Source organism: Pseudarthrobacter sp. NamE2 (assembly GCF_005796205.1).
GTDB lineage: Bacteria > Actinomycetota > Actinomycetes > Actinomycetales > Micrococcaceae > Arthrobacter.
In genome coordinates this window covers 211,481-232,210 of the sequence record NZ_VAHN01000005.1, presented here as the reverse complement: position 1 = coordinate 232,210, position 20,730 = coordinate 211,481, and the positions used below count along the sequence as shown (strand labels likewise).

Below are 20,730 nucleotides of genomic sequence, written 5' to 3'. Positions count from 1 at the left end.
TGAGGCTCACAGCCCGGCCCCCTTGCCGCGCCGGATAAGCCAGACGAAAACCGGTGCGCCGACGAGGGCGGTCATGATGCCTGCGGGAACTTCGCCGGGAAGCAGCACCACGCGGCCGATGATGTCCGCGCCGAGGAGCAGCACCGGCGCCGTTACCAGGCAGAACGGCAGGATCCAGCGGTAGTCGGGGCCGGTGAGGAACCGGACGGCGTGCGGGATGACCAGGCCAACGAAGCCGATGGGACCGGCAAGGGCGGTGGCGGTGCCGCACAGGAGCACGATGCCCAGGGCGGTCACGCCGCGGACCAGGCCCACCCGCTGGCCCAGGCCGCGGGCGATGTCGTCGCCGAGGGCCAGGCTGTTGAGGATCCTGCCGGTCAGGAGCACGATCACCGCGCCGGCCACGAGGAAGGGCACGCCGGGCAGGACAACGGACCAGTCGCGGCCGGCCACGCCGCCCACCTGCCAGAACCGGAAGCGGTCCAGGGTGTCCTGGCTCGAGACCAGGATGACATTCATGAGGGAGACCAGGCCCGCGCTCAGGGCGGCGCCGGCGAGGGCCAGCTTTACGGGCGTGGCGCCTTCCCGGCCCAGGGACGCGATGAGGTAAACCACGACGGCGGCAATCGCCGCGCCGACGAAAGCGAACCAGATGTAGCCGGAGAAGGTTGCCACGCCGAAAACATAGATGCCGGTAACGACGGCGAGGGCGGCGCCGGCATTGACGCCCATGATGCCGGGATCGGCCAGCGGGTTGCGGGCCACGCCCTGCATGGCTGCACCCGCCAGCCCCAGAGCACCGCCGGCCAGCAGGCCAAGGACGGTGCGCGGGATGCGGGCGTGGACCACTGCGTGGTCGCCGTTGGCGGAATGGAACTGGGTCAGGGCCTCCAAGACCGTGGCGAGGGAAATGGCCCTTGCGCCAATGGCAAGGGAGGCCCCGGCCAAAAGCGCAAGCACAACGACGGCGGCCAACAGCCAGGCGGCACGCTTTCCCCCGGAAGCGAGTCCGCGGACCGGGGTACGGGCTCCCGCTCCCGGCACTTCGGTGCCGGTGCTGCCCTGCCCGGAGGCCGCCGTCGTCGTACTGCACGTCATGGGACTGTGCTTACTTCACAGCGTCCGCTGCGGTGGCCAGCTGCGGCAGGAAGGTGTCCAGCGACCACGGCAGGCTCAGCGGGGAGGCTGCGGAGATGGACAGCGTGAGGGTGTTGTCCGAATCGGCAACGAGGGCCCCGTTTTTGATCGCCGGGATCTGGCTGAGCAGCGGGTCTGCCTTGATGGCGTCGGCAGTGGAGGCATCCGGCACCCAGGTGACGAAGACGTCGGACTCGAGTTCGTTGGCCTTCTCGGCCGACCACGGGATGAAGAACTCCGAGCTGCTCTTCGTGTTCTCCTCCACCACGGGGGCCAGCTTCATTCCGATATCGGTCAGGAACCGGGGGCGGTTGTCGATGGCGGTGTAGACGTTGACGCCTTCGCCCTTGGCCGGCTCGAGGTTGCCGTAGATGAAGCTCTTGCCTTCAATCTGCGGGTATTCTCCGACCTTTTCCTTGATGGTGGCCTCGGTGTCCGAGATCAGCTTGGCTGCTTCGGCTTCCTTGCCGAGGGCCTTGCCGATGATGGAGGTGGAGTCCTGCCAGGAAGTGCCGTAGGCCAATTCGGGGTGGGCCACCACGGGGGCAATCTCGGTCAGCTTTTTGTAGTCCTCTTCAGTAAGGCCCGAGTAGGCCGCGAGGATGACGTCCGGGGTGAGCTTGGCGATCTCGGTGAAGTTGATGCCGTCAGCTTCGGAGTACTGGGCGGGAGCCTTGTCCGTGCCGAAGCCGGCACCGAGATCCTCGAGGGCTGCGTCCTTCCAGGGGGTGGAGCCCTGCTCGTTGCCGCCCCATTCGACCTTGGGGACACCTACAGGCACAACACCCAGGGCAACGGCAACGTCGTCATTGACCCAGGAGACGGTAGCCACGCGGGTGGGCTGCTTTTCGATGGTGGTCTCACCAAAGACATGCTTGATGGTGACCGGGAACTGCGAGCTGCTGGAGCTGGTGGCGCTGGCGTCCGAGGTCGAGGACGCGGGGCCGGTGGAGCAGGCCGAGAGAGAGAGGGCTGCTGCGGCCAGGACTGCCGTTGCCTTGCCGGCTGACTTGAACAGCGTGCGGCGCGTGGTGCCTGCGCCGGGGAAGAGGGGGGAAGCCATTGAATTCCTTAGGTGGAACGATGCGAACCCAAGTAAGGCTAGCCTATCCTCGCTCCTATTACGCAAGCTTTCTGTATCTTATTGGCGAACGTGACGAAGGGCACAAGCAGCCCTGCGTGTCGTTGCCTGGCGGCAGGTGTGGCGGCTTGGACAGAGTGCGCCGCCTTTGGCAGGATGTGACTGCCGGGCAGGCCATCCTGCCGCCCGCGCAAGAGATGGGAATCCAGAGGTTATGAGCACGCGTACGGCCGGCAAGGCCCCCGCTGCCATGGAAAGCGGGGCGGCCGCTTTGGCCTGCTGCGCGGGGACAGACTGACCCACCTTTCCTTGCCCGCATCCGGGCTACCTCACATCTCTTATGAAGGCTCACCCATGCAATCAGTCACGCCCCAACAAATCCGATCATCATTCGTCAACGCCAGCCGGTCCGAGGCCGCCAAGCTCAACCTGCCCAAGGACTTCGACTCCCTGGACTGGGAAAGCCTGGACTTCCTGGGCTGGCGGGACGACAAGATGCCGCTCCGCGGCTACCTCGTGGTGCCCGGGCCCCGGGGCCTTACCGGTGTCATGCTCCGGGCCCCCGAAGGCGGCGCCCGCAAGAACCGCTCAGTGCTCTGTGAGCTTTGCCGCGATGTTTTCTCGAAGGAGGACGTGCTTTTGTGGGTGGCCAGGCGCGCCGGCCAGTCCGGGCGCGACGGCAACACCGTGGGCACGCTTATCTGCGCCGATTTCCTGTGCTGCGGGAACGTCCGCAAGGAACAGCCGGCTAATGAGATCAACCCGGACCCGGCCGACGTCGTTCTTCGCCAGATCGAAGGACTGAAGGACCGGACCGCCCAGTTCCTGGGCCGGGTGCAGGCCAAGTAGCGGCTGCCTGACTACCCGGCGGACAGGAGGAAGCCCTCCCTCATCCCTGTGAAGGAGGGCTTTCTCAGCTGCCGGTCAGCGGTAGGAGAAGCTCATAAGGACGGACTTCAGCGCCCGGCCCTCATCACTCCAGTACCAAATTTGGGCCGCCTCATCCCCTTCGAACCGCGGTTCGGTGAACAGCACGTCCGCACTCAAGATGCGGTCACCAAGCTTCACGAGCCCGTACTGCACCTGCCCCTCCGGGGAGACTGGCAAGCCGGGAGTAAGTCCCATGCGGTACTGCGCACCGCTTTCGGTTCGATCAACAAAGAACGACGAATGGGGTGTGGGAACGGAAGCACCGGTCAGCCCCGGTACCGGATCCGTCTCGACCACGTTCCTGGTGCCGGGCCCCGCCGTGGCGTCACCAACCTGGCTGTAGTAGATATTGATCTGCTCCTTGCCGCTGGCATTGTAGACGGTGGCCGTCTCCACGGCGGGCGACGCCGACACCTGCTCATGCTTGACACTCCAGCCCTCCGGGTATGCAAAGGACAGCCGGCCGTCTGCGAACGTGAAGGCCACCGGCCCTTTGGGAACGGGCGAAGATGTGGCCGCGGGAACGACGGTTGGCGGCGGGCTGGTTGTGGTTGCCTCCACCGCCGGCTCTGTGGCCGGGCCCGATACCCCTGGAGAGGTCTCGGCGCAGCCGGCCAGGGACAGCGCTGCGGCCGCGGTTGCAGCGAGGAAGAATCGCGGTTGCAGCGAGGAAGAATGACGCGCGTTGTAGGCGCATGGCAGTGCCTTTGAAGAGGACGCCGTCGTTCTCTTGGGGAACAGTGCGGGACCCAGCAGTCCGCAGTACCTATGGGAATTACTCTGGCGAGGTGAGCTGGTGAAGCCCAGAGTGGCACAGCAGAAAGACCGGTCACCAGAGCCGGGCATTAAATCCATCAACTTGTTATGTCGCTCCGGCTGCCGTTACTTCAGCGCAGGACGATGTCCACCGGATTCGCCTCCGAGCGCCATGCCCCTTCCTCGCCCGGCAGCGGCTTGATGACCGGAGCGGTGAGGACTCCGGAGCGGTTGGTGCGCCGGTCCCGAAGGATCTCGGTGACCGACCCAAGGTGCCTGGACAGGTCGATCACGTTCTCCGGTGCGGCCAGCAGCAGCTGGAAACCGAACTCGTGCAGCGCCTTAATGCCGGCACCGGCAAATTCCTCCGAGGCCAGCACAAATGCCTCATCCATCATCACGGTGCCGTAGGTGGTGAAGCCCTGCTCGGCGATCCCCAGCTGGTAGCTCAGCGCGGCAGCCATGATGAACGCGGTGAAGCGCTGCCGCTCGCCGCCGGACATCGAGCCGGTGTCCGCGTGCATAAAGACCTCGGTCTTCTTGCCGCCGCGGGGTCCGGTGACCTCGCGGTGCTCCTTGCACTGAATGAACAGGTGCCCGCGGACGTCCAGCACCTCGGCACGCCAGCGTCGGTCCTCCGGGGCCTGCGAGCCCAGCCGCTTCACCAGGGTCTCCAGCGACTTGTAGCGGGCGGTGAGCTCCGCGTCGTCGTCCAGCGCTTCCGTCCGTCCCGCTTCAGTGCGGGCCGGCCGGGTGTGACGGGCCTTGAGCGCGTTTTGGATGGCGTCCTTGAACTGCTTGGCGGTGGGCGGCAGGGTCTGCTTGATATCGAGTTCCAGGTAGCTGCCCTCGTGGAAGTTCACCTGGGACAGGATGCCGTTCAGCGGCAGGATCCGGCTGGTGATGGAGCGCCGCTCCTCGTCCAGCAGGTGCAGCAGGGTACTGAAGGATTCATGCGTCCGCTGGTTGAAGAACTGCCGGAACTCAGCCTCCTGCGCGGGCAGCCCGTCGCTCACGATGGCGTGGTAGCGGCTCTCGAATTCGCCGGCGGCGCCGATGCTTGTGCCGTGGTCCGCCGAGATGGCGCTGCCCCACTCCCGCACAAAGCCCTCGAAGATCCGCGTGAGCCGTTCGGCAGTTGCTTGCCCTCGGGACTCGGCTGCATGAAGTTCGGCCATCAAGGCAGTCCGGACCCGGTTGGCCAGGTTGTCCAGCTCGTGCATCTCCGTCACATCGCCGAAATCGGCGAAGTACGGCTCCAGCGCCGCCACGGCAGCGTCCGACGGCGGCGCCTGGGCCAGGCGTTCACGGGCACTTTCCAGCACCGCATCGGCAGCGGTCAGCTGCCGGTCCAGGGCCTTGTACTCGCTCTGCAGCACAGCAGCGGCCTCGGTACTGGACTGGTGCTTCTGCCGGACCTCCTCGATGGTGGCACGAAGAGGCTCCAGGTCCGCCTGCGCCGCCAGCGCGTCCTTCAGCCGCTGTTCGATGCGCGCCAGCTCCTCCGCTGCCACCGCAGCGGACACCTGCTCCCACGAACGGTCGTCCTCGGCAATCCGGCGCAGCGCATCCAGCTGCCGGCTCATGCCCTGGTGCGAGTCCTCGCGGCTCTGCGCGAGCTCCGCGGCCTTGGCAACCTCCTGCCGCAGGTCCTCCACCTGGCCGGCCACCAGCTCCAGCTTGGCAGCGTTGTCGAAGCCCAGGACGTAATCCTGCCGGCTGGTGAACCGGTCATCCTTCTCAACGGTGTGGCGGTTACGCTTCACCACGCCGCCCAGGCTCAGGCCCTTGTCCAGCACAGCAAGCTCGTCCGGGTCCACCACGCACGGGTAGGCGAAGTCCAGGGCAATCCGCTCGCGGACCCAGGTCCCGGCTTCAGCAGCCGCGCCAGCGGTGAGGATGTCCAGTTTGGTGAGCAGGTCGCCGTCGCGTGCGTCCTCCGCCGCCAGGGCGCCCCCGGCGAGCGGCTTGGACACGTCCACGGCGCGCAATGCGCCGCGGACATTGTTGTCGTTCAGGTAGCGGGTGACGGCGCCGAAATGCTCGCCGGGCACCAGCAGCGTGGTGGCAAGGCTGCGGAGGGCCCGCTCGGCGGCAGGCCGCCAGCGCTCCTCGCCCTCGGCCAGGTCCATCAGCTCGCCCGCGAACGGCATCCGGTCCTCCGGGATGCCGGTGGCGGCGGCAATGGCGGCGCGGTTTTCAATGCTCGACGGCGGCAGCAGGGATTTGCGCGTCTTCAGGGAGACGAGCTCCTGCTCAGCCGCGGCGAGCTCGCGTTTTTTGGTCGCGTGGGCATCAAAGGCCTCGAACCGCAGCTCCTGGAGGGCCTGCGAATCGTCCTTCAGCTCTGCGGACCTGGCGGCCGCCTGCTCGTGCGCCTGCTCCCAGCCCTCAGCCGACCACTCAAGCTGCAACCCGGCGTCGGACAGGGCCTGTTGCGCCGCCGCCTCAACCTGGCGCTGGAGCTTCAGGCCCACGCGCGCGTTCTCCAGCGACTGCTCGATGGCCGAGATCGCGTTGCCGCCCTGGTTGTTATAGTCGGCCTCCAGCTGGCGGAGTTCCTTGGCCAGGCCGTCGCGGACCGTGCGCTCAGCGCCCAACTCCTTGGCCTTCGCCTGGGCGAGCTCCTTGAACCGGGCCAGCGTCTTTTGATGCACGGTGACCGCAAGCTTTTGCCGGTACGCCTCGAACTCTTCGCCCGCCAGCTCCCGCAGCCGGTTCGCGTCCAGGAGCGACTGTGCGTACTCCTTGTTCAGCGCGGGGACCGGCGCGAGCTGGTCCCGCTGCTGCCGGACGTCCTCCAGCCGCTGCCGGATGGACATCAGGTTGCTGAATTCCTCCACCACGTCGTCGGCCGCCGCAAGGGTGGCCGGCGCGTCAAGCACCTGGTCCCGGAAGAACGTGTTGACGCTGCCGCCCAGGCCCTTGCCCGCCTGGATCACCCGCAGAAGCGGAAGCGCCTGGTCCGAGTTGATGCCCAGCAGCCGGCGGAACCGTTCCGCGAATGCCTTGTGGACGTCGAAGACCTGGGCGTGCGGGAAGATCGCCTCCAGCGCGGCGCGTGTAAACCGCTTGTCCGCGATCCCCTCCACGGCTTCCAGGTCCAGCGGCGTGCTGTCGATCAGGTAGAAGCGGCCCACGCTGGATTCCGTGCCGTTCTTCGGCAGGTCGAACAGGGCCGAGATGGTCACCTTGGTTCCGGCGCCGTTATCGAACGTCAGCGCAACAGCCGACCACGTGGCGCCCGGCCGCTGGAACGCACTCGCCGAGCCCTCGCCCACCGCCTTGTCGCCCACCTTGCCCCGCATGTACGTGAATGTGGTGCGCTTGTCCTCCACGGCCCCGCCGGAACGCTGCGCCGCCGCCTCATTGGACCGCGGCCGGGCATCGAACACCCGCAGCATCGCATCGAACAGCGTCGATTTGCCTACGCCCGAGTTGCCGGTCAACAGCGTCCCGTCGCGGTCCACGTGCATCGTATGCGCCCCGTGGAATGTTCCCCAGTTGACCACCTGCACCAGGGCAAGCCGCATCTGGCCGGGATTCGTGAGTTCACCCATCGGAAGCATGCTGGCGATACTCACTTGGATTCTCCTTCAGCTTCCGACGCGCCCTCGCCTGCCGCGGCACCACCGGAAACCTGCGCAGCCACCGGCGAAGGGGCGGGGGCGGCATCGGCGTCGTCGTCCTCCGGGACCGGGTCGGCGTCGAGGTCGAGGAGGGGTTCTGTTCCTGACTGGTCTGTTGATGCTGCGACCAGGGCTTCGATGTGGGCCGGGATGTCGCCGATGTTTTCGAACGGGAGCGCCAGGGGCAGGGCGTTAGAGATGGTGTAGACGTCGTCCAGGCCGGTGGGGAGGAGAAGCTGGCGGGCCAGGAGCTTTGTGATGGCGCGGGTGACGACGTCCGAGTCGCGGAGCGCGTCCTGCTGGCCGGCCGGCTGGTAGTGGGCCAGCAGGTCTGCGATCTCCTCACGGGTAATGGTGGGGTCGGTCTGGGCAGTCACGTGCCGGTCGAGCAGGAGCCGCAGCCGGAGCAGCACGATGGTTTCCACCCGGCTCAGCGCACGCTGCTGCCGGAGGATGCTTGAGCGGGCACTGGCCCCGATTGTGTCCGGATCCACCGGACGGAGGACGGCGATCTTCCGCTCGTGGTCCAGCTGCATCGTCAGGAAGAGCTCGGACAGCCGGCTCCGCAGGATCACCTGGTTGTCCAGCAGCACGGTCCACAGCTTCTCGTCGCGGCCGCCGTCGATGTACGGACCCTTCAAAAGCTTGACCAGCGCCTGCCGCACCTTCATCGGGAGCACCCCGGTGTCTCCGGGGAACAGGGCGGCACCGTCCACGAAGGTATCGCGGGGTGAGACGGCAGCCGCAAAGGGTCGCTCAGTGTCCGTTGTGCTCGTAGCGTTTGTAACCTCAGTCATCGGAATCCTTTGCGAGCGTGACCAGCGGCAGGTAGGCCCTGCGTGTGGTGCCGTCTATCTGTTCAAAGTCCAGGTCTTCCACGGCCCCACGGTTGAAGTCGGCCCCGGCGTGCAGGGCCTCCGCGAGGAGTGCCCGGATGGAGTTGATGTGCTGCTCCTCCGGCGGCAGCTGCTGCCAGGCCTCGCTCAGAGTTGAGGCCCCGGCCAAAGCGGCCCGGATGACCTGGGCTTTGGCTTTGCCGGTCCTCGGCGAGCGCACCCGGTCCGAAGCGGTGAACGCGATAGGGTCGGCAAGCTTGGGCGGCGCGGCGAACTCGTCGGGATCGAAGAGCTTCACCATGGAGAGCGACTCGAAGCCCGCGTTGTACAGCACGGGCCCCGGCACCAGCCCGGGCCGGTCACGCTCATACGGCATGGCCCGGATAGCCTGCTCTGCCTCGCGCAGCACCTGGCGAAGCCGCACCGACTGGCGGAAGTCGTCGCTCTGGACGTATGTGTTGAGGCTCTCGCTGAGCTTGCCGTAGATTCGCTGGATCTGGCTGTGCTGGTGCCGCAGTTCAGCGACGAGGTTCTTCAGGGTCTCGCGGTCCTCTGGGGACAGATCGTCCGCGAACTGCCGGCTCAGCACCTCGCCAATGGCGGAGCGGAACCTCAGCTGCTGCTGCGGGTCCTCCAGGAAAGCGGTGAAGGAACGGAAGGTCCTGCCCTCCGGGCTCTGCCGGAGCCGCTTGTCCGCCTCCAGCACCTGGGCCATGGTGGCACCCTTGGTCAACGACTCCTCGATGATCTGGTTGCGCAGTTCGCCCACCAGTTCCTCGATGCGGTCACGCATCTTCTTGTAGTCAGCGGGAAGGCTGGCAGCGAGGTCGAGGATGTTCCCGGCGGCCTCCACCGCTTCGTCATCATCCAGCAGTCCGTCGAACTCGCCGCTGCTGATGTCCTGGATCAGCTGCTGGCGCTCCTCAATTTCCTCTTCCAGCGCCTCAAGGCGGGCGCTCTGGTCCGGGTTGGTCTCGTTGGCGAGCTTTTCAACGTCGCCGAGCAACGTGCCCAAACGGGACCCGTTCAAGGTGGACCGCTCGCTGGACAGGCTGTCCAGGAAGGCGAGGACGCGGGCGGCAGGCTCGGTCACCTCATAGACGATCTGGCCGGAGTGGTTGCGGCGGGTCAGGAACTGCCGGCGCGTCCACTCATCGCCGAAAGTCTTCCCGTTGGCTCCTCCGCCCAGCCCCGGATCCTGGCGGCGGAGCTCCTCAAGGAAGGAGTCGACGTCGGCATGGAACTCCTCGAGGGGCAGCTGCGGCCGGGTGCGGGTAAAGGACGCCTGGAGCACGGCGATCACCCAGGGCGCCGACCGGGTCAACGCCCAGGCAGGCCCTTTCGTCAGGAGTTCGAGGTCCCGGAGCCGGGCGCTGATGGCGTCAGCGGATGACCTGGCGGAGCGGGGCACACACTCTCCTTGGGCTGTTTACAGGGCGGGGGGCGGCGGCAGGGACGGAAAACTGCCAGCTACAAGGTTAGCCCAGTGCCCGCGACCGCTCCGTGACCTACTTCTGCGTAGGATTTCGATCCCATATCAACCGCCGTTTTGGAGTGCCGCGGCTCTGGCTCCGCGCAAAGCAGTCCCCCTACTCTTCTGCTACTGGTCTTCGCCACAGCAACTTTGGGCCTTCGCAACGTCGCAACAGGGGGATTCATGCAGTTCGACATCAGCTCGCTCGAAACCGGCACTCTGGTCTTTATCGGAACGCTCGTGTTCGCGTTCATCCTGGCAGCCTTCGTCCTCGCCGCCGGACTGATTGCCCTGGTGCTGGCGGGAGCAGGGAAGCTGACGTGGATGGTGGTTGCGAACACGCTCCTGGCAGTTGTCCACGGCATCAACTCCGCTTGGGACCGGCTGGTGCACCACGCGTCAACAGTGGACGTTTCTGGCGACTTCCAGCCCCAGCCCGCCCCTAGTACCGGAACCTACCCGCGGGTAATATTGAGGGACAGCTAAAGGGTTCTCCAACCCGGCGGATCCATGGCTACAGCGGCCAATCCGGCCAAGGAGATAACCCATGACCTCCGCAACTGACACTCCGTCCACCGACGCTCCAGAGGAAGCCACCGTCCCTGCCGGCAAGATCGGTGCCGGGGCCACCGCCGCCGATGCCCGCGCCGTCGCCGAGGCCGCGCGCGAGTCAGGATGGGACCGCCCCAGCTTCGCCAAGGGCCTGTACCTTGGCAGCTTCGACCTGGGACTGGTGCACCCGTGGCCCACCCCGGACCCGGCAGACGTTGAGCGCGGTGAGGCTTTTATGGCGCGACTCACCACCTTCGCCCGGACCATGGACGGCCGCGTCATCGAGCGCGAGGCAAAGATCCCGGACGAATACATCCGGAGCCTTGCCGAACTGGGAGTCTTCGGCATGAAAATCCCGGAGGAGTACGGCGGCCTGGGCCTCTCCCTTGTCTACTACGGGCGCGCCCTTGCCCTGCTGGGCAGCGTGCACCCCAGCCTGGGAGCACTACTGTCAGCACACCAGTCCATCGGCGTCCCGGAGCCCGTGAAGGTGTTCGGCACCGCGGAACAGAAACGCGAGTACCTGCCCCGTTGCGCCGCCGGTGCCATCACCGCGTTCCTCCTTACAGAACCGGACGTGGGCAGCGATCCCGCCCGGATGGGCAGCACCGCAACGCCAACGGACGACGGCGAGGCGTACCTTCTGGACGGCGTAAAGCTTTGGACCACCAACGGTGTGATCGCCGAACTTGTAGTGGTGATGGCGGTGGTGCCCGCCTACACCGGCCCGGACGGCACCAAACACAAGGGCGGCATCAGCGCCTTCGTGGTGGACATGGACTCGCCGGGCATCACGGTGGAGAACCGCAACGCCTTTATGGGCCTGCGCGGCATCGAAAACGGCGTCACCCGGTTCCACCAGGTGCGGGTGCCCGCAGCCAACCGGCTGGGCCGCGAAGGCCAGGGCCTGAAGATCGCGCTCACCACCCTTAACACAGGGCGGCTGTCCATTCCCGCGCTGTGCGTCGCCTCGGGCCGCTGGAGCTTGAAAATCGCCCGGGAATGGTCCAACGCCCGCACTCAATGGGGCAGGCCGGTGGGTGAACATGAGGCCGTGGGAAAGAAAATCGCCTACATTGCCGCTTCCGCCTTTGCCCTGGACGCGGTTTTCGAGTTGTCCGCCGAGCTGGCAGACTCCGGCCAGAAGGACGTCCGGATCGAGGCGGCGCTGGCCAAGCTGTGGGCAACCGAAATCAGCTGCCGCATCGCTGACGAACTGGTTCAGATCCGGGGCGGGCGCGGCTTCGAGACAGCCGAATCGCTGGCGGCACGGGGCGAAAGGGCCGTTCCGGCCGAGCAGCAACTGCGGGACCTGCGCATCAACAGAATTTTCGAAGGCTCCTCTGAGATCATGCGCCTCCTTATCGCCCGTGAAGCCGTGGACGCGCACCTTGCCGCCGCGGGGGACCTTGCGTCCATGGACGCAAGCCTGCAGGACAAGGCGAGGGCCGCCGTCGGCGCTTCCGGCTTTTACGCAAAGTGGCTGCCCAAGCTCGTGGCCGGTGCCGGCATGGACCCGCGCTCCTACGGCGAATTCGGCCGGCTGGCCAAGCATCTGCGCTTTGTGGAGCGCTCATCAAGGCGCCTGGCCCGGCAGACCTTTTACGGCATGGGCCGCTGGCAGGCGAAGCTGGAGCGAAAGCAGGCGTTCCTGGGCCGCATCGTGGACATCGGCGCCGAGCTGTTCGCCATGACGGCCTGCTGCACCCGCGCAGAGATGCTCCTGCATACCGCACCGGAGCGGGCGGCGAGCGCCTACGAGCTGGCTGAGGCGTATTGTGAGCAGGCCCGCGTCCGCGTGGACGAGTACTTTGACCAGTTGTGGCGGAACACGGACGACGGCGACCACGGCCTCACGCGGAAGGTCCTCGCCGGAGAATACACCTGGCTGGAGGAAGGCATCCTGGACCAGTCAGAGGGGACCGGCCCATGGATTGCCGACGCCTCCCCCGGCCCCTCGAAGAAGGACAGCCTGCACCGCAAATACAGGTAAATGCGCAGGTCACAAAATAGTAAGCACGCTTGCTATCAACTGGAGGTGAATGGTTGAGTGGAGCCATGAGCAGCTCAACGGAACCAGAGAACCTGCCTCCGCGGCATGCCCGGGGGGACGACAACACGAGTGGAAGCTCCCGCGCTGCCGACGGGGACAGCCAGAGCACACGCTCCTTCGACCAGGTGCCGGCAAGGGACGCCGGGCCGGACTCCACCTATTCGGAGCAGCCTGCAACCTACGCGGAACGGGACTACACCCCCACAACCGCTACACCCGCCGTCGATCCCAACCTCACGGACCGGCCAACCGCCGTCGCGCGTGAAAAGGAACAGTTCGGCGGCATCAAGGTTGGCTCGGCCTTCTTTGGCTGGCTTACCGCCACCGGCATGGCAGTGCTGCTGACGGCCCTGGTGGCCGCCGCCGGAACCGCTGTTGGCCTTGCCAGCAACACGGACGTCAACGAAGCCATGAACCAGGCGGCGCAGAACCAGGGCACGGTTGGACTGGTGGGCATCATTCTCCTGCTGGTAATCCTCTTCGTGTCCTATTACTGCGGCGGCTACGTGGCCGGGCGCATGGCACGTTTCAACGGCGCCAAACAGGGCCTGATGGTGTGGGCCTGGGCGCTGATCGTGGCGATCCTCGTCTCCATCCTGGGCCTGTTGTTCGGACAGCAGTTCAACGTGCTCGCCAACCTGAACAGCTTCCCGCGGATCCCTATTAACGAGGGCCAGCTCACCACCACCAGCATCGTCGCCGCCATTGTTGTTGCCGCGGTTGCCCTTGCGGGTGCGGTGCTGGGCGGCCTGGCCGGCATGAGGTTCCACCGGAAAGTGGACCGCGCCGGATTCACGCCGGACAGCGACTACGACGACGAGTAAGCCGGTGGCGGAGCAGTGCTTCTTCGCTACCGGTCCTGCCCTCAGGCCAGGACATCACCGTCCACGTAGTACCAGCGGCCGTTTTCCCGCACGAACCTGCTCACCTCGTGCAGGATTCCCCGCTTTCCGCCATGCCGGTAGTACGCCTTGAACTCCACCGTTCCGGCGTTATCGAAGGGGCCGCCACCGCTGGTGGACAGGATGTCGAGGCGGTGCCACACCATCCCGGGATCGGATTCCAGCGTTGCCGGTGCCCTGTCCGGATGCCAGGTGCGCAGCAGGTAGCCGGCGTCCGACTGCGCGAATGCACTGTAGCGGGACCGCATCAGTTGTTCCGCCGTGGCGGCCTCCGCCGTCCCGGCATGGAACCTTCCGCAGCACTCCCCGTACTGATCTCCCGAAAGGCAGGGGCAGTTGTCCTGCCCCGCGAGTTTTGTCATACCCGGATGCTGCCATATCCGGTAACAGCTTTGCTACAACCCCCGACCCACCGCCGCAGCCGGCGGCAAGGCACATCAAAAATCCGTATGGTGGAGAAGGAGTTGTGGCCGGGCAGACGGGCGAAGGCGCGGGCCGCGCTGACGGCAGAGAGGAGAGATGACGTGGAAAACCCAGATACGCTCATCCTCAACCTGACCTTCCTCGGCACCGTGGGCATAGCGTTCCTGATGTTCTTCGTCCTCTTCCTGCTGGGGGTCATCACCCTGGTGCTGGCGGGCGTCGGCCGGCTGGCCGCCGTCGTCATCATGGGCCTGTTCGGCGGGCGCTCCGGGAAGGAGTCCCTTCCCCTGGTCAAGCTGTACGGGACACGCCTGCAGGACAGGGACGCGTCCGACGGCGGCGCTGCCGCGGCTTCGGGCACCCCCCGTCCCGGCCTGCTCGCGCGGCTCTCTGGCAAAACCGCGGCCGGGGACAACATCGGGCGCCAGCCGCGTGACTGGCGTGCTGCCCTGAAGCCTAACCACCTGAAGTCATCGCTTCGCACCGCCGTCGAACATCACCCCGCGCTCACGGCCGCACGCCGTGAGCCGCCGGTGCTGGCGGAAGACTGGGCCGCGGCGGTGGCCGAGGCGGATGCCCGGGCCATGGCCAGGGCACGGGCGGCGGCACCCGAGATCAAGCTGTCCGTCCGGGACCTGCCGGATCCGAAGGTTCCCGCCGAGAAAGTGGCAGAGGTGGCGCCCCTGGTGGAGTCCAGCCTGCATAACCACCGCCCGCTGCATGAGGTGCCGCGGTCCTTCAAGCAACCGCCGCCGCATCCGCCAACACTGGTGCCGCTGGATACGGGATCACTCGTTTCCCTGACCGGTCCGCAGCAGGTACTCAAGGAAGCCGGGACCAACGGTGTCACAGGGGACGGGAAAAACCCCTTACCCTGAGCAACCATCTGGGCTAGCGTGAAACGCATGGAATTCAGATACCTCGGAAACAGCGGTTTCAAAGTCTCGGAAATCACCTTCGGCAACTGGCTCACGCACGGCTCCCAAGTGGAAAACGACGTCGCCACCCAGTGCGTGCGGGCCGCACTCGATGCAGGCATCAGCACCTTTGACACGGCGGACGTCTACGCGAACACAGCAGCGGAAACGGTCCTGGGCGAAGCCCTGAAGGGCGAGCGCCGCGAATCCCTGGAAATCTTCACCAAGGTCTACGGACCCACCGGGTTCAAGGGTAAGAACGACCTCGGCCTGTCCCGCAAGCACATCATGGATTCCGTCAACGGTTCGCTGCGCCGGCTGCAGACCGACTACATCGACCTTTACCAGGCGCACCGCTACGACTACGAAACGCCGCTCGAAGAAACCATGCAGGCGTTCGCGGACATTGTCCGGCAGGGCAAGGCGCTGTACATCGGCGTGAGCGAGTGGACTGCTGAGCAGATCCGCGCAGGCCATGCACTGTCCAAGGAACTTGGCTTCCAGCTCATCTCCAACCAGCCCCAGTACTCCATGCTGTGGCGGGTGATCGAGGCCGAGGTGGTGCCGGCGTCGGAGGAGCTGGGTCTGTCCCAGATCGTTTGGTCCCCCATGGCCCAAGGCGTCCTCAGCGGCAAGTACCTTCCCGGCCAGCCTGCCCCGGAGGGCAGCCGGGCCACGGACGACAAGGGCGGCGCCAAAATGATCGAACGCTGGATGCGCGACGACGTCCTGGCCGGCGTGCAGGAGCTGAAGCCGATCGCCGACGAAGCCGGCCTGACCATGCCGCAGCTGGCCGTGGCCTGGGTGTTGCAGAACCCGAACGTGGCCTCCGCCATCGTGGGTGCGTCGCGTCCGGAGCAGCTCGCGGACAGCGCGGCCGCTGCCGGGGTGAAACTGGAGCCGGAGGTCATGAAGAAGATCGACGACGCCATCGGTGCCCTTGCGGAGCGCGACCCGGCCCAGACCAAATCTCCGGCCAAGCGGGAAGCTTAACCGTGGCGGAATTCCTGGCCGGCCCGGTCCTCTAGCCTTCTTCAAGTTTGTGTCCGGATATGCAGGGTTCCGGTGCCTCCGGGCCTGCGTATCCGGATAGAAACTTCCGGGCTGCGGGGCGTTGACGGGCCGACGCTGCGGGCGTAAACCAGAGAGCACAAGCTCCTCCAGCCCACCCAGGATGACAGCACCATGACGGAGATCTTCAGCAACCCACATGCCCGTCCCGAGGCAGCACAACCGCAGGCGCCGGAACAGGCACCGCCCACAGCAGGCCCCACCACCGGTCCCCTCACCAGGGAGGAACTGCAGCTTTCCGCCCGCAACCACTCCATGCCGCTGGAGGCGCTGCGCCGGGACATCACTCCCCCGGGCCTGCACTATGTCCTGACGCACTTCGACATCCCGGATATCGAGGTCTCCTCCTGGCACCTCAGGATCAACGGCGCTGTGGAACGGGCCCTGGAATTGAGCATGGCGGCCCTGCGCAGGGATCCCGCCATCACGGTTCCGGTTACCCTTGAGTGCGCCGGGAACGGCCGGTCCCTCCTCTCGCCCCGGCCGATGAGCCAGCCGTGGGTCCAGGAAGGGGTAGGCACCGCGCACTGGACCGGCGTCCCCCTGGCCTACCTCCTGGGGAAAGCGGGTGTGCTGCAGAACGCCGTGGAGGTGGTGTTCACCGGTGCCGACGCCGGAGTCCAGGGCGGCGTCCCCCACCGTTACGCGCGGAGCCTGCCGATCCGCGAAGCCCTGCGCGCCGACGTCGTACTCGCCTACAAAATGGACGGCACCGAACTGCCGCCCCAGCACGGTTATCCCCTGCGCCTGGTGGTCCCCGGCTGGTACGGCATGGCGAGCGTGAAGTGGCTCGAGTCGATCGAGGTGGTTACCGCCCCGTTTGCCGGGTATCAGCAGAAGGTCGCCTACCGCTACCAGGAGTCCGCTGACGACGCCGGCACCCCGGTGTCGCGGATCAGGGTACGTTCGCTGATGGTCCCGCCGGGCGTCCCCGACTTTTTCACCCGCAGGAGGATCCTCAACCCGGGTCCGGTGCTGCTGCAGGGCCGGGCCTGGTCCGGCAAGGGCGCGGTGACGGGCGTGGAGGTGGGCATCGACGACACCTGGGTACCTGCACAACTGGAGAAGCCGGCCGGCGGATTCGCCTGGCGGAAATGGACGTTGCCGTGGATCGCCGAGCCTGGCGAGCACGTCCTGTCCTGCCGCGCCACGGACGCGACCGGCGCCACCCAGCCCCTGGAGCAGAACTGGAACTACCAGGGAATGGGCAACAACATGGTGCAGCGGATCAACGTCACGGTGGAGGGAACCGGCGCCTGACTCCGGCGTGGCCGGGACTATACTCGGTGCCAGCCATGACCAGTCTTCCTTCCGCCCCAGCGAGCGTCCGCATCGACGCCTGGTTGTGGGCTATCCGTGCCTACAAAACGCGCTCCGCCGCGACCGCCGCTTGCCGTGCCGGCCATGTTCGGCTGAACGGCAGCCCGTCCAAGGCCTCTGCCACGTTGGTGGCGGGAGATACCGTGACGGTTCGGATGCCGGGCTACGAGCGGATCCTCGAGGTGAGGCGGCTTATCGCCAAGCGCGTCGGTGCGGAAGCCGCGTCGCACTGTTTCACGGACCACACGCCGCCGCGGCCGCTCGCGCCGGCTCTCGGGCTGCCCCAGCGGGACAGGGGCGCCGGCCGGCCCACCAAGAAGGACCGCCGCGAGATGGAGCGCCTGCGCGGGCAGGGCTGAGTCAATACCGTGTCCGGGAGTTTTCCACGTAGCGCTCTTGGCTGGTCAGTTTTGTCACACCCTGCTGGAAGACTCTGTGTATGAAGGTGTTAGGGGCAGCGGCAGTGGATACGGGGCACCGCGATGCGCCGCCTGCTGCCGCCCCGACTGTTGCTGATGCGCTGAGGATTCTGGCTGCTGTTCCTGTCGCGTCTGATGGTCCGGGGATGGTTGATCAGTTGCGGCAGTTTGAGGATGTGAAGACGCTGGCGTCCGCGCGGCAGGCCGAGGTCGCTGTGGCTTTTGACCTGCAGCAGCGGCGGGAGCAGGTTGCTGCGGGTGTCCCTGCCGGGGAGCAGGGTGCCGGGGTGGCGGCGCAGGTTGCGTTCGCGCGGCGGGAGTCCCCGGCCCGTGGCGGCAGGCTGCTGGGCCTGGCCAAGGCCCTCACCGGGATGCCCCGCACGTACGCCGCCTTCCGATCCGGGCAGCTGAACGAGTGGCGGACCACGCTGATAGTGAAGGAAACCGCGTGTTTGTCGGTGGAGGACCGGGCCGCGGTGGATGAGGAACTCGCCGCCGACACCGGGACCTTCGACGGCGCCGGTGACCGGGCCATTACCTCCGCCGTCAAGGCAGCCGCGTACCGGAGGGATCCGCGGTCGGTGGCGAAGCGCGCCAGCCACGCGGTGAACGAACGGACGGTGTCGTTGCGACCGGCGCCGGACACCATGGCGCGCGTGACCGCGCTGCTGCCCGTCGTCCAGGGCGTGGCCGTCTATGCGGCGCTGACCAAGGAAGCCGACACGCTCCGGGCTGCGGGAGATGGGCGCGGCAAGGGCCAAATCATGGCCGACACCCTCGTCGAAAGAGCCACCGGCATTGAGGGCGGGGTCAGCAGCATCGACATCCAGCTCGTCGTGACCGACCGCACCCTCCTGCAGGGCGACAGCGAACCGGCCCGCCTGACCGGCTACGGCACCGTCCCCGCCGAATGGGCAAGAAAAGCGCTCCAGGGCTGGGCATCAGACCGCACAGGAGCAAGAGAGCAGCCGTCAGCCAGCGGAGCGGCAGTGGAAGCTCCAGCCGAAGGCTCTGTCAAACCTGAGCAGGCTGTTTGGGTCCGAAGGCTTTACACCGCACCGAGCACCGGTGAGCTTGTCGCGATGGATTCGAAGGTTCGGCTCTTTCCGCCCGGGCTCCGCCGCTTCGTCCAGGTCCGGGACGACGTCTGCCGGACCCCGTACTGTGACGCCCCCATCCGCCATAACGACCACATCATCCCCTGGCGCAAAGACGGGCTCACCAGTGCCGGTAACGGCCAGGGCCTTTGCGAAGCGTGCAACCACACCAAAGAAACACCAGGCTGGTCAGCCAAACCACTCCCGATCCCCGAAACCCGGCACACCGTCCAGCTGAAGACCCCAACCGGCCACACCTACACATCCACCGCACCACCGCTTCCTGGTACGACTCTGCCGCCGGATGAGCCGGCAGTTGCACGGGATACCCGTGCCCGCCGTCGCGGGGCTCACCGGGAGCGCGCCAGGGTGCTGAAGCGGGCGCACTTCAGGCCGCTCGTTCCGGTATAGCAGCGTCTTTCGGCGCAGCCTCGCTGCGAGACTCCCAGACCGGGTGAATCTGGCGTGGGCGGGAAACTTTTCCCTGCCCACCCTCATGGCCGAAAGCGTAGAGTGGCTTAAGACGCCTGATTCTGGACGACTTTGCCGCTAAGGGAGACATCGTGACGATTGATTGGGACGAAAAAAAGGCCCTGCTACAGGAACCGAACATCGCGAAGGTAACCCAACTTTGCGACGAACTGATGGAAAGGAAGCCAGGATCAATCGTCCCTTACATCGATCCCGTGCACGATGAGGACGAGTGCCGCATCATCAGCCTGCAGGGCAGCCCCGGCAAGGGCACCGAGTCCGGCTTCGGCTCCCACTACAACGACGATGAAGCTGCCCGGCGCGCCACCCAGATCTACGAACTGGCCGAACTCGATCCCCGCTACGTGATGCCGTGGAACGCGTACCCGTGGGTCCGCGAGCCTGGTAGCCCCTCGGCACTGAGCGTGCAGGAAAAGACCGACGGCCTGCGGCCATTCCGGCAGTTCATGAAAATCAACTCGCGCGTCTCAGCGATCATCGCCCACGGCACGGATGCCTCCACCTTCCTCACCCTTTACGAAAAGACCTACCACTCGGCCCTGAAAAACGACGGCATCAAGATTTACAAGGCCACAGCCCTCGGCGGCCGGGCATTCGCCGTTTCCGAGGCCAAGCAGGAGGAACTCCTGGCCAAGAACGTGGAGACGTACAAGGACGCGATGCAGCGCGCCGGCATCCAGCACCTCTGACCCTCCACATGCAGGACGTCCTCCGCTGGCTCCTCGACGGAGACCCCGCCATCCGCTGGCAGGTCCTGCGCGACCTCGCGGATGCCTCCGCTGACAGGATTCTGACGGAGCGGAAACGGGTAGCCACCACCGGTTGGGGCGCCCGCCTGCTTGCCCTGCAAGGAGCAGACGGGCTATGGGACGGCGGCACCTACTGGCCGGCAGTCGATGACGATCCCGTCAACCAGCCTTGGACAGCCACCACCTACAGCCTGTTGTTGCTCCGGGACTTCGGGCTGCTCCCAGATAGCCCCGAGGCCCAACAGGCCGTGGCCCTGGTCCGTGACAACAGCCGCTGGGAGGAAGGCAACCAACCATTCTTTGAGGGGGAAACGGAGCCCTGCATCAACGGCATGGTCACGGCACTTGGTGCCTACTTCGGCCAGAACGTGGACAAGGTGTCGGCGCGGCTGCTGGGGGATCAACTGGACGACGGCGGCTGGAACTGCGAGGCCGACCGCGGCTCCACCCGGTCCTCGTTCCACACCACCATTTGCGTCCTGGAAGGGCTGCTGGAGCTTGAGCGGTACGGCGCCGGAACACGGGAGTCCCGGGCTGCCCGGCAGCGCGGGGAAGAGTACCTGCTGGAGCGCCGGCTCATGCGCCGGCAATCCACGGGAGAACTGCTGAGTGAAGAGTGGCTCCGCTTCTCCTACCCCACGCGCTGGTTCTACGACGTCCTCCGTGCAATGGACTACTTCCGGTCTACCGGCGGCGAACCTGACCCGAGGAGTGCTGAAGCCGTGGAGGTGGTCCGGTCGAAGCAACAGTCCGACGGCACCTGGCTCCTGGAGAACACGCATCCGGGCAAGGTGCATTTTGCCCTCGAGTACGGCGACGGTAAGCCAAGCCGGTGGAATACGATGCGGGCCCTGCGGGTGCTTCACTGGTACGACGGCAGCTGAAGCATCAG

18 protein-coding genes are annotated in these 20,730 nt (G+C 66.3%); 11 read left to right on the top strand and 7 right to left on the bottom strand.

All coding sequences use genetic code 11. From position 1 onward, the window contains the following. Positions 1 to 6: 6 nt before the first annotated feature. On the bottom strand, positions 7 to 1,098 hold the full coding sequence (locus FDW83_RS08675) for an iron ABC transporter permease (protein ID WP_138137484.1): 1,092 nt from the start codon (positions 1,096 to 1,098) through the stop codon (positions 7 to 9). Positions 1,099 to 1,108: 10 nt separating this feature from the next. After that, positions 1,109 to 2,200: an ABC transporter substrate-binding protein gene (locus FDW83_RS08670; RefSeq protein ID WP_138137482.1), complete on the bottom strand. Its 1,092-nt coding sequence runs from the start codon at positions 2,198 to 2,200 to the stop codon at positions 1,109 to 1,111. 372 nt (positions 2,201 to 2,572) lie between these two features. On the opposite strand from FDW83_RS08670, the gene FDW83_RS08665 reads away from it, so the two are divergent. Further along, the gene (locus FDW83_RS08665; RefSeq protein ID WP_138137480.1) at positions 2,573 to 3,067 is read left to right on the top strand and encodes an FBP domain-containing protein; all 495 of its coding nucleotides are present in this window, start codon (positions 2,573 to 2,575) and stop codon (positions 3,065 to 3,067) included. Positions 3,068 to 3,142: 75 nt separating this feature from the next. Here the strand turns inward: FDW83_RS08665 and FDW83_RS08660 are convergent, their stop codons facing one another. The 4 genes from FDW83_RS08660 to FDW83_RS08645 all read right to left on the bottom strand — a co-directional run bounded on the left by FDW83_RS08660 (position 3,143) and on the right by FDW83_RS08645 (position 9,780). After that, positions 3,143 to 3,709 carry a hypothetical protein gene (locus tag FDW83_RS08660; protein WP_240720907.1) on the bottom strand — a complete coding sequence of 189 codons (567 nt, stop codon included), beginning with the start codon at positions 3,707 to 3,709 and terminating at the stop codon, positions 3,143 to 3,145. 326 nt (positions 3,710 to 4,035) lie between these two features. Continuing rightward, positions 4,036 to 7,488 carry an ATP-binding protein gene (locus FDW83_RS08655; RefSeq protein ID WP_138137478.1) on the bottom strand — a complete coding sequence of 1,151 codons (3,453 nt, stop codon included), beginning with the start codon at positions 7,486 to 7,488 and terminating at the stop codon, positions 4,036 to 4,038. Further along, positions 7,485 to 8,330, bottom strand: coding sequence for a DUF4194 domain-containing protein (locus FDW83_RS08650; RefSeq protein WP_240720906.1), 846 nt, complete (start codon positions 8,328 to 8,330; stop codon positions 7,485 to 7,487). The genes FDW83_RS08655 and FDW83_RS08650 overlap by 4 nt, the downstream gene beginning before the upstream one ends. After that, positions 8,323 to 9,780, bottom strand: a complete 1,458-nt coding sequence (locus FDW83_RS08645; protein WP_138137476.1) for a DUF3375 family protein — start codon at positions 9,778 to 9,780, stop codon at positions 8,323 to 8,325. Before FDW83_RS08645 ends, FDW83_RS08650 begins: the two co-directional genes overlap by 8 nt. 246 nt (positions 9,781 to 10,026) lie before the next feature. Between FDW83_RS08645 and FDW83_RS08640 the strand changes: the two genes are divergently transcribed. The 3 genes from FDW83_RS08640 (at position 10,027) to FDW83_RS08630 (ending at position 13,272) form a co-directional block, all read left to right on the top strand. Continuing rightward, positions 10,027 to 10,329: a hypothetical protein gene (locus tag FDW83_RS08640; RefSeq protein WP_138137474.1), complete on the top strand. Its 303-nt coding sequence runs from the start codon at positions 10,027 to 10,029 to the stop codon at positions 10,327 to 10,329. Between the two features lie 61 nt (positions 10,330 to 10,390). Then, positions 10,391 to 12,388 carry an acyl-CoA dehydrogenase family protein gene (locus FDW83_RS08635; protein WP_138137472.1) on the top strand — a complete coding sequence of 666 codons (1,998 nt, stop codon included), beginning with the start codon at positions 10,391 to 10,393 and terminating at the stop codon, positions 12,386 to 12,388. A 65-nt stretch (positions 12,389 to 12,453) separates the two neighbouring features. After that, entirely contained in the window at positions 12,454 to 13,272 is an 819-nt protein-coding gene (locus FDW83_RS08630) for a TIGR04086 family membrane protein (protein WP_138137470.1), read from the top strand. A gap of 41 nt (positions 13,273 to 13,313) precedes the next feature. Here FDW83_RS08630 and FDW83_RS08625 read toward each other — a convergent pair whose 3' ends face one another. Continuing rightward, positions 13,314 to 13,712, bottom strand: coding sequence for a YchJ family protein (locus tag FDW83_RS08625; RefSeq protein ID WP_138137468.1), 399 nt, complete (start codon positions 13,710 to 13,712; stop codon positions 13,314 to 13,316). 162 nt (positions 13,713 to 13,874) lie between these two features. Here FDW83_RS08625 and FDW83_RS08620 point away from each other — a divergent pair, with 162 nt between their 5' ends. The 7 genes from FDW83_RS08620 to FDW83_RS08590 all read left to right on the top strand — a co-directional run bounded on the left by FDW83_RS08620 (position 13,875) and on the right by FDW83_RS08590 (position 20,722). Continuing rightward, positions 13,875 to 14,651, top strand: coding sequence for a hypothetical protein (locus FDW83_RS08620; protein WP_138137466.1), 777 nt, complete (start codon positions 13,875 to 13,877; stop codon positions 14,649 to 14,651). A 27-nt stretch (positions 14,652 to 14,678) separates the two neighbouring features. After that, on the top strand, positions 14,679 to 15,683 hold the full coding sequence (locus tag FDW83_RS08615) for an aldo/keto reductase family protein (protein ID WP_138137464.1): 1,005 nt from the start codon (positions 14,679 to 14,681) through the stop codon (positions 15,681 to 15,683). A 192-nt stretch (positions 15,684 to 15,875) separates the two neighbouring features. Beyond that, on the top strand, positions 15,876 to 17,021 hold the full coding sequence (locus FDW83_RS08610; protein WP_240720905.1) for a sulfite oxidase: 1,146 nt from the start codon (positions 15,876 to 15,878) through the stop codon (positions 17,019 to 17,021). A 35-nt stretch (positions 17,022 to 17,056) separates the two neighbouring features. Beyond that, a complete protein-coding gene (locus tag FDW83_RS08605; protein ID WP_138137462.1) occupies positions 17,057 to 17,440 on the top strand; it encodes an RNA-binding S4 domain-containing protein in 384 nt (127 codons plus the stop codon). An 80-nt stretch (positions 17,441 to 17,520) separates the two neighbouring features. Further along, positions 17,521 to 19,008 (top strand): HNH endonuclease signature motif containing protein, encoded by a 1,488-nt coding sequence (locus FDW83_RS08600; protein WP_240720904.1) that lies wholly within the window; start codon positions 17,521 to 17,523, stop codon positions 19,006 to 19,008. Positions 19,009 to 19,160: 152 nt separating this feature from the next. Next, positions 19,161 to 19,778 carry a uracil-DNA glycosylase gene (locus FDW83_RS08595; protein ID WP_138137458.1) on the top strand — a complete coding sequence of 206 codons (618 nt, stop codon included), beginning with the start codon at positions 19,161 to 19,163 and terminating at the stop codon, positions 19,776 to 19,778. Between the two features lie 8 nt (positions 19,779 to 19,786). Then, positions 19,787 to 20,722: a hypothetical protein gene (locus FDW83_RS08590; RefSeq protein WP_138137456.1), complete on the top strand. Its 936-nt coding sequence runs from the start codon at positions 19,787 to 19,789 to the stop codon at positions 20,720 to 20,722. The last annotated feature ends 8 nt before the right edge of the window (positions 20,723 to 20,730 follow it).

Coding starts and splice junctions, on each gene's coding strand:
- FDW83_RS08610 (WP_240720905.1), top strand. CDS start 15,876: ATGACGGAGATCTTCAGCAACCCACATGCCCGTCCCGAGGCAGCACAA.
- FDW83_RS08615 (WP_138137464.1), top strand. CDS start 14,679: ATGGAATTCAGATACCTCGGAAACAGCGGTTTCAAAGTCTCGGAAATC.
- FDW83_RS08625 (WP_138137468.1), bottom strand. CDS start 13,712: ATGACAAAACTCGCGGGGCAGGACAACTGCCCCTGCCTTTCGGGAGAT.
- FDW83_RS08675 (WP_138137484.1), bottom strand. CDS start 1,098: ATGACGTGCAGTACGACGACGGCGGCCTCCGGGCAGGGCAGCACCGGC.
- FDW83_RS08590 (WP_138137456.1), top strand. CDS start 19,787: ATGCAGGACGTCCTCCGCTGGCTCCTCGACGGAGACCCCGCCATCCGC.
- FDW83_RS08630 (WP_138137470.1), top strand. CDS start 12,454: ATGAGCAGCTCAACGGAACCAGAGAACCTGCCTCCGCGGCATGCCCGG.
- FDW83_RS08635 (WP_138137472.1), top strand. CDS start 10,391: ATGACCTCCGCAACTGACACTCCGTCCACCGACGCTCCAGAGGAAGCC.
- FDW83_RS08605 (WP_138137462.1), top strand. CDS start 17,057: ATGACCAGTCTTCCTTCCGCCCCAGCGAGCGTCCGCATCGACGCCTGG.
- FDW83_RS08650 (WP_240720906.1), bottom strand. CDS start 8,330: ATGACTGAGGTTACAAACGCTACGAGCACAACGGACACTGAGCGACCC.
- FDW83_RS08665 (WP_138137480.1), top strand. CDS start 2,573: ATGCAATCAGTCACGCCCCAACAAATCCGATCATCATTCGTCAACGCC.
- FDW83_RS08600 (WP_240720904.1), top strand. CDS start 17,521: ATGAAGGTGTTAGGGGCAGCGGCAGTGGATACGGGGCACCGCGATGCG.
- FDW83_RS08640 (WP_138137474.1), top strand. CDS start 10,027: ATGCAGTTCGACATCAGCTCGCTCGAAACCGGCACTCTGGTCTTTATC.
- FDW83_RS08670 (WP_138137482.1), bottom strand. CDS start 2,200: ATGGCTTCCCCCCTCTTCCCCGGCGCAGGCACCACGCGCCGCACGCTG.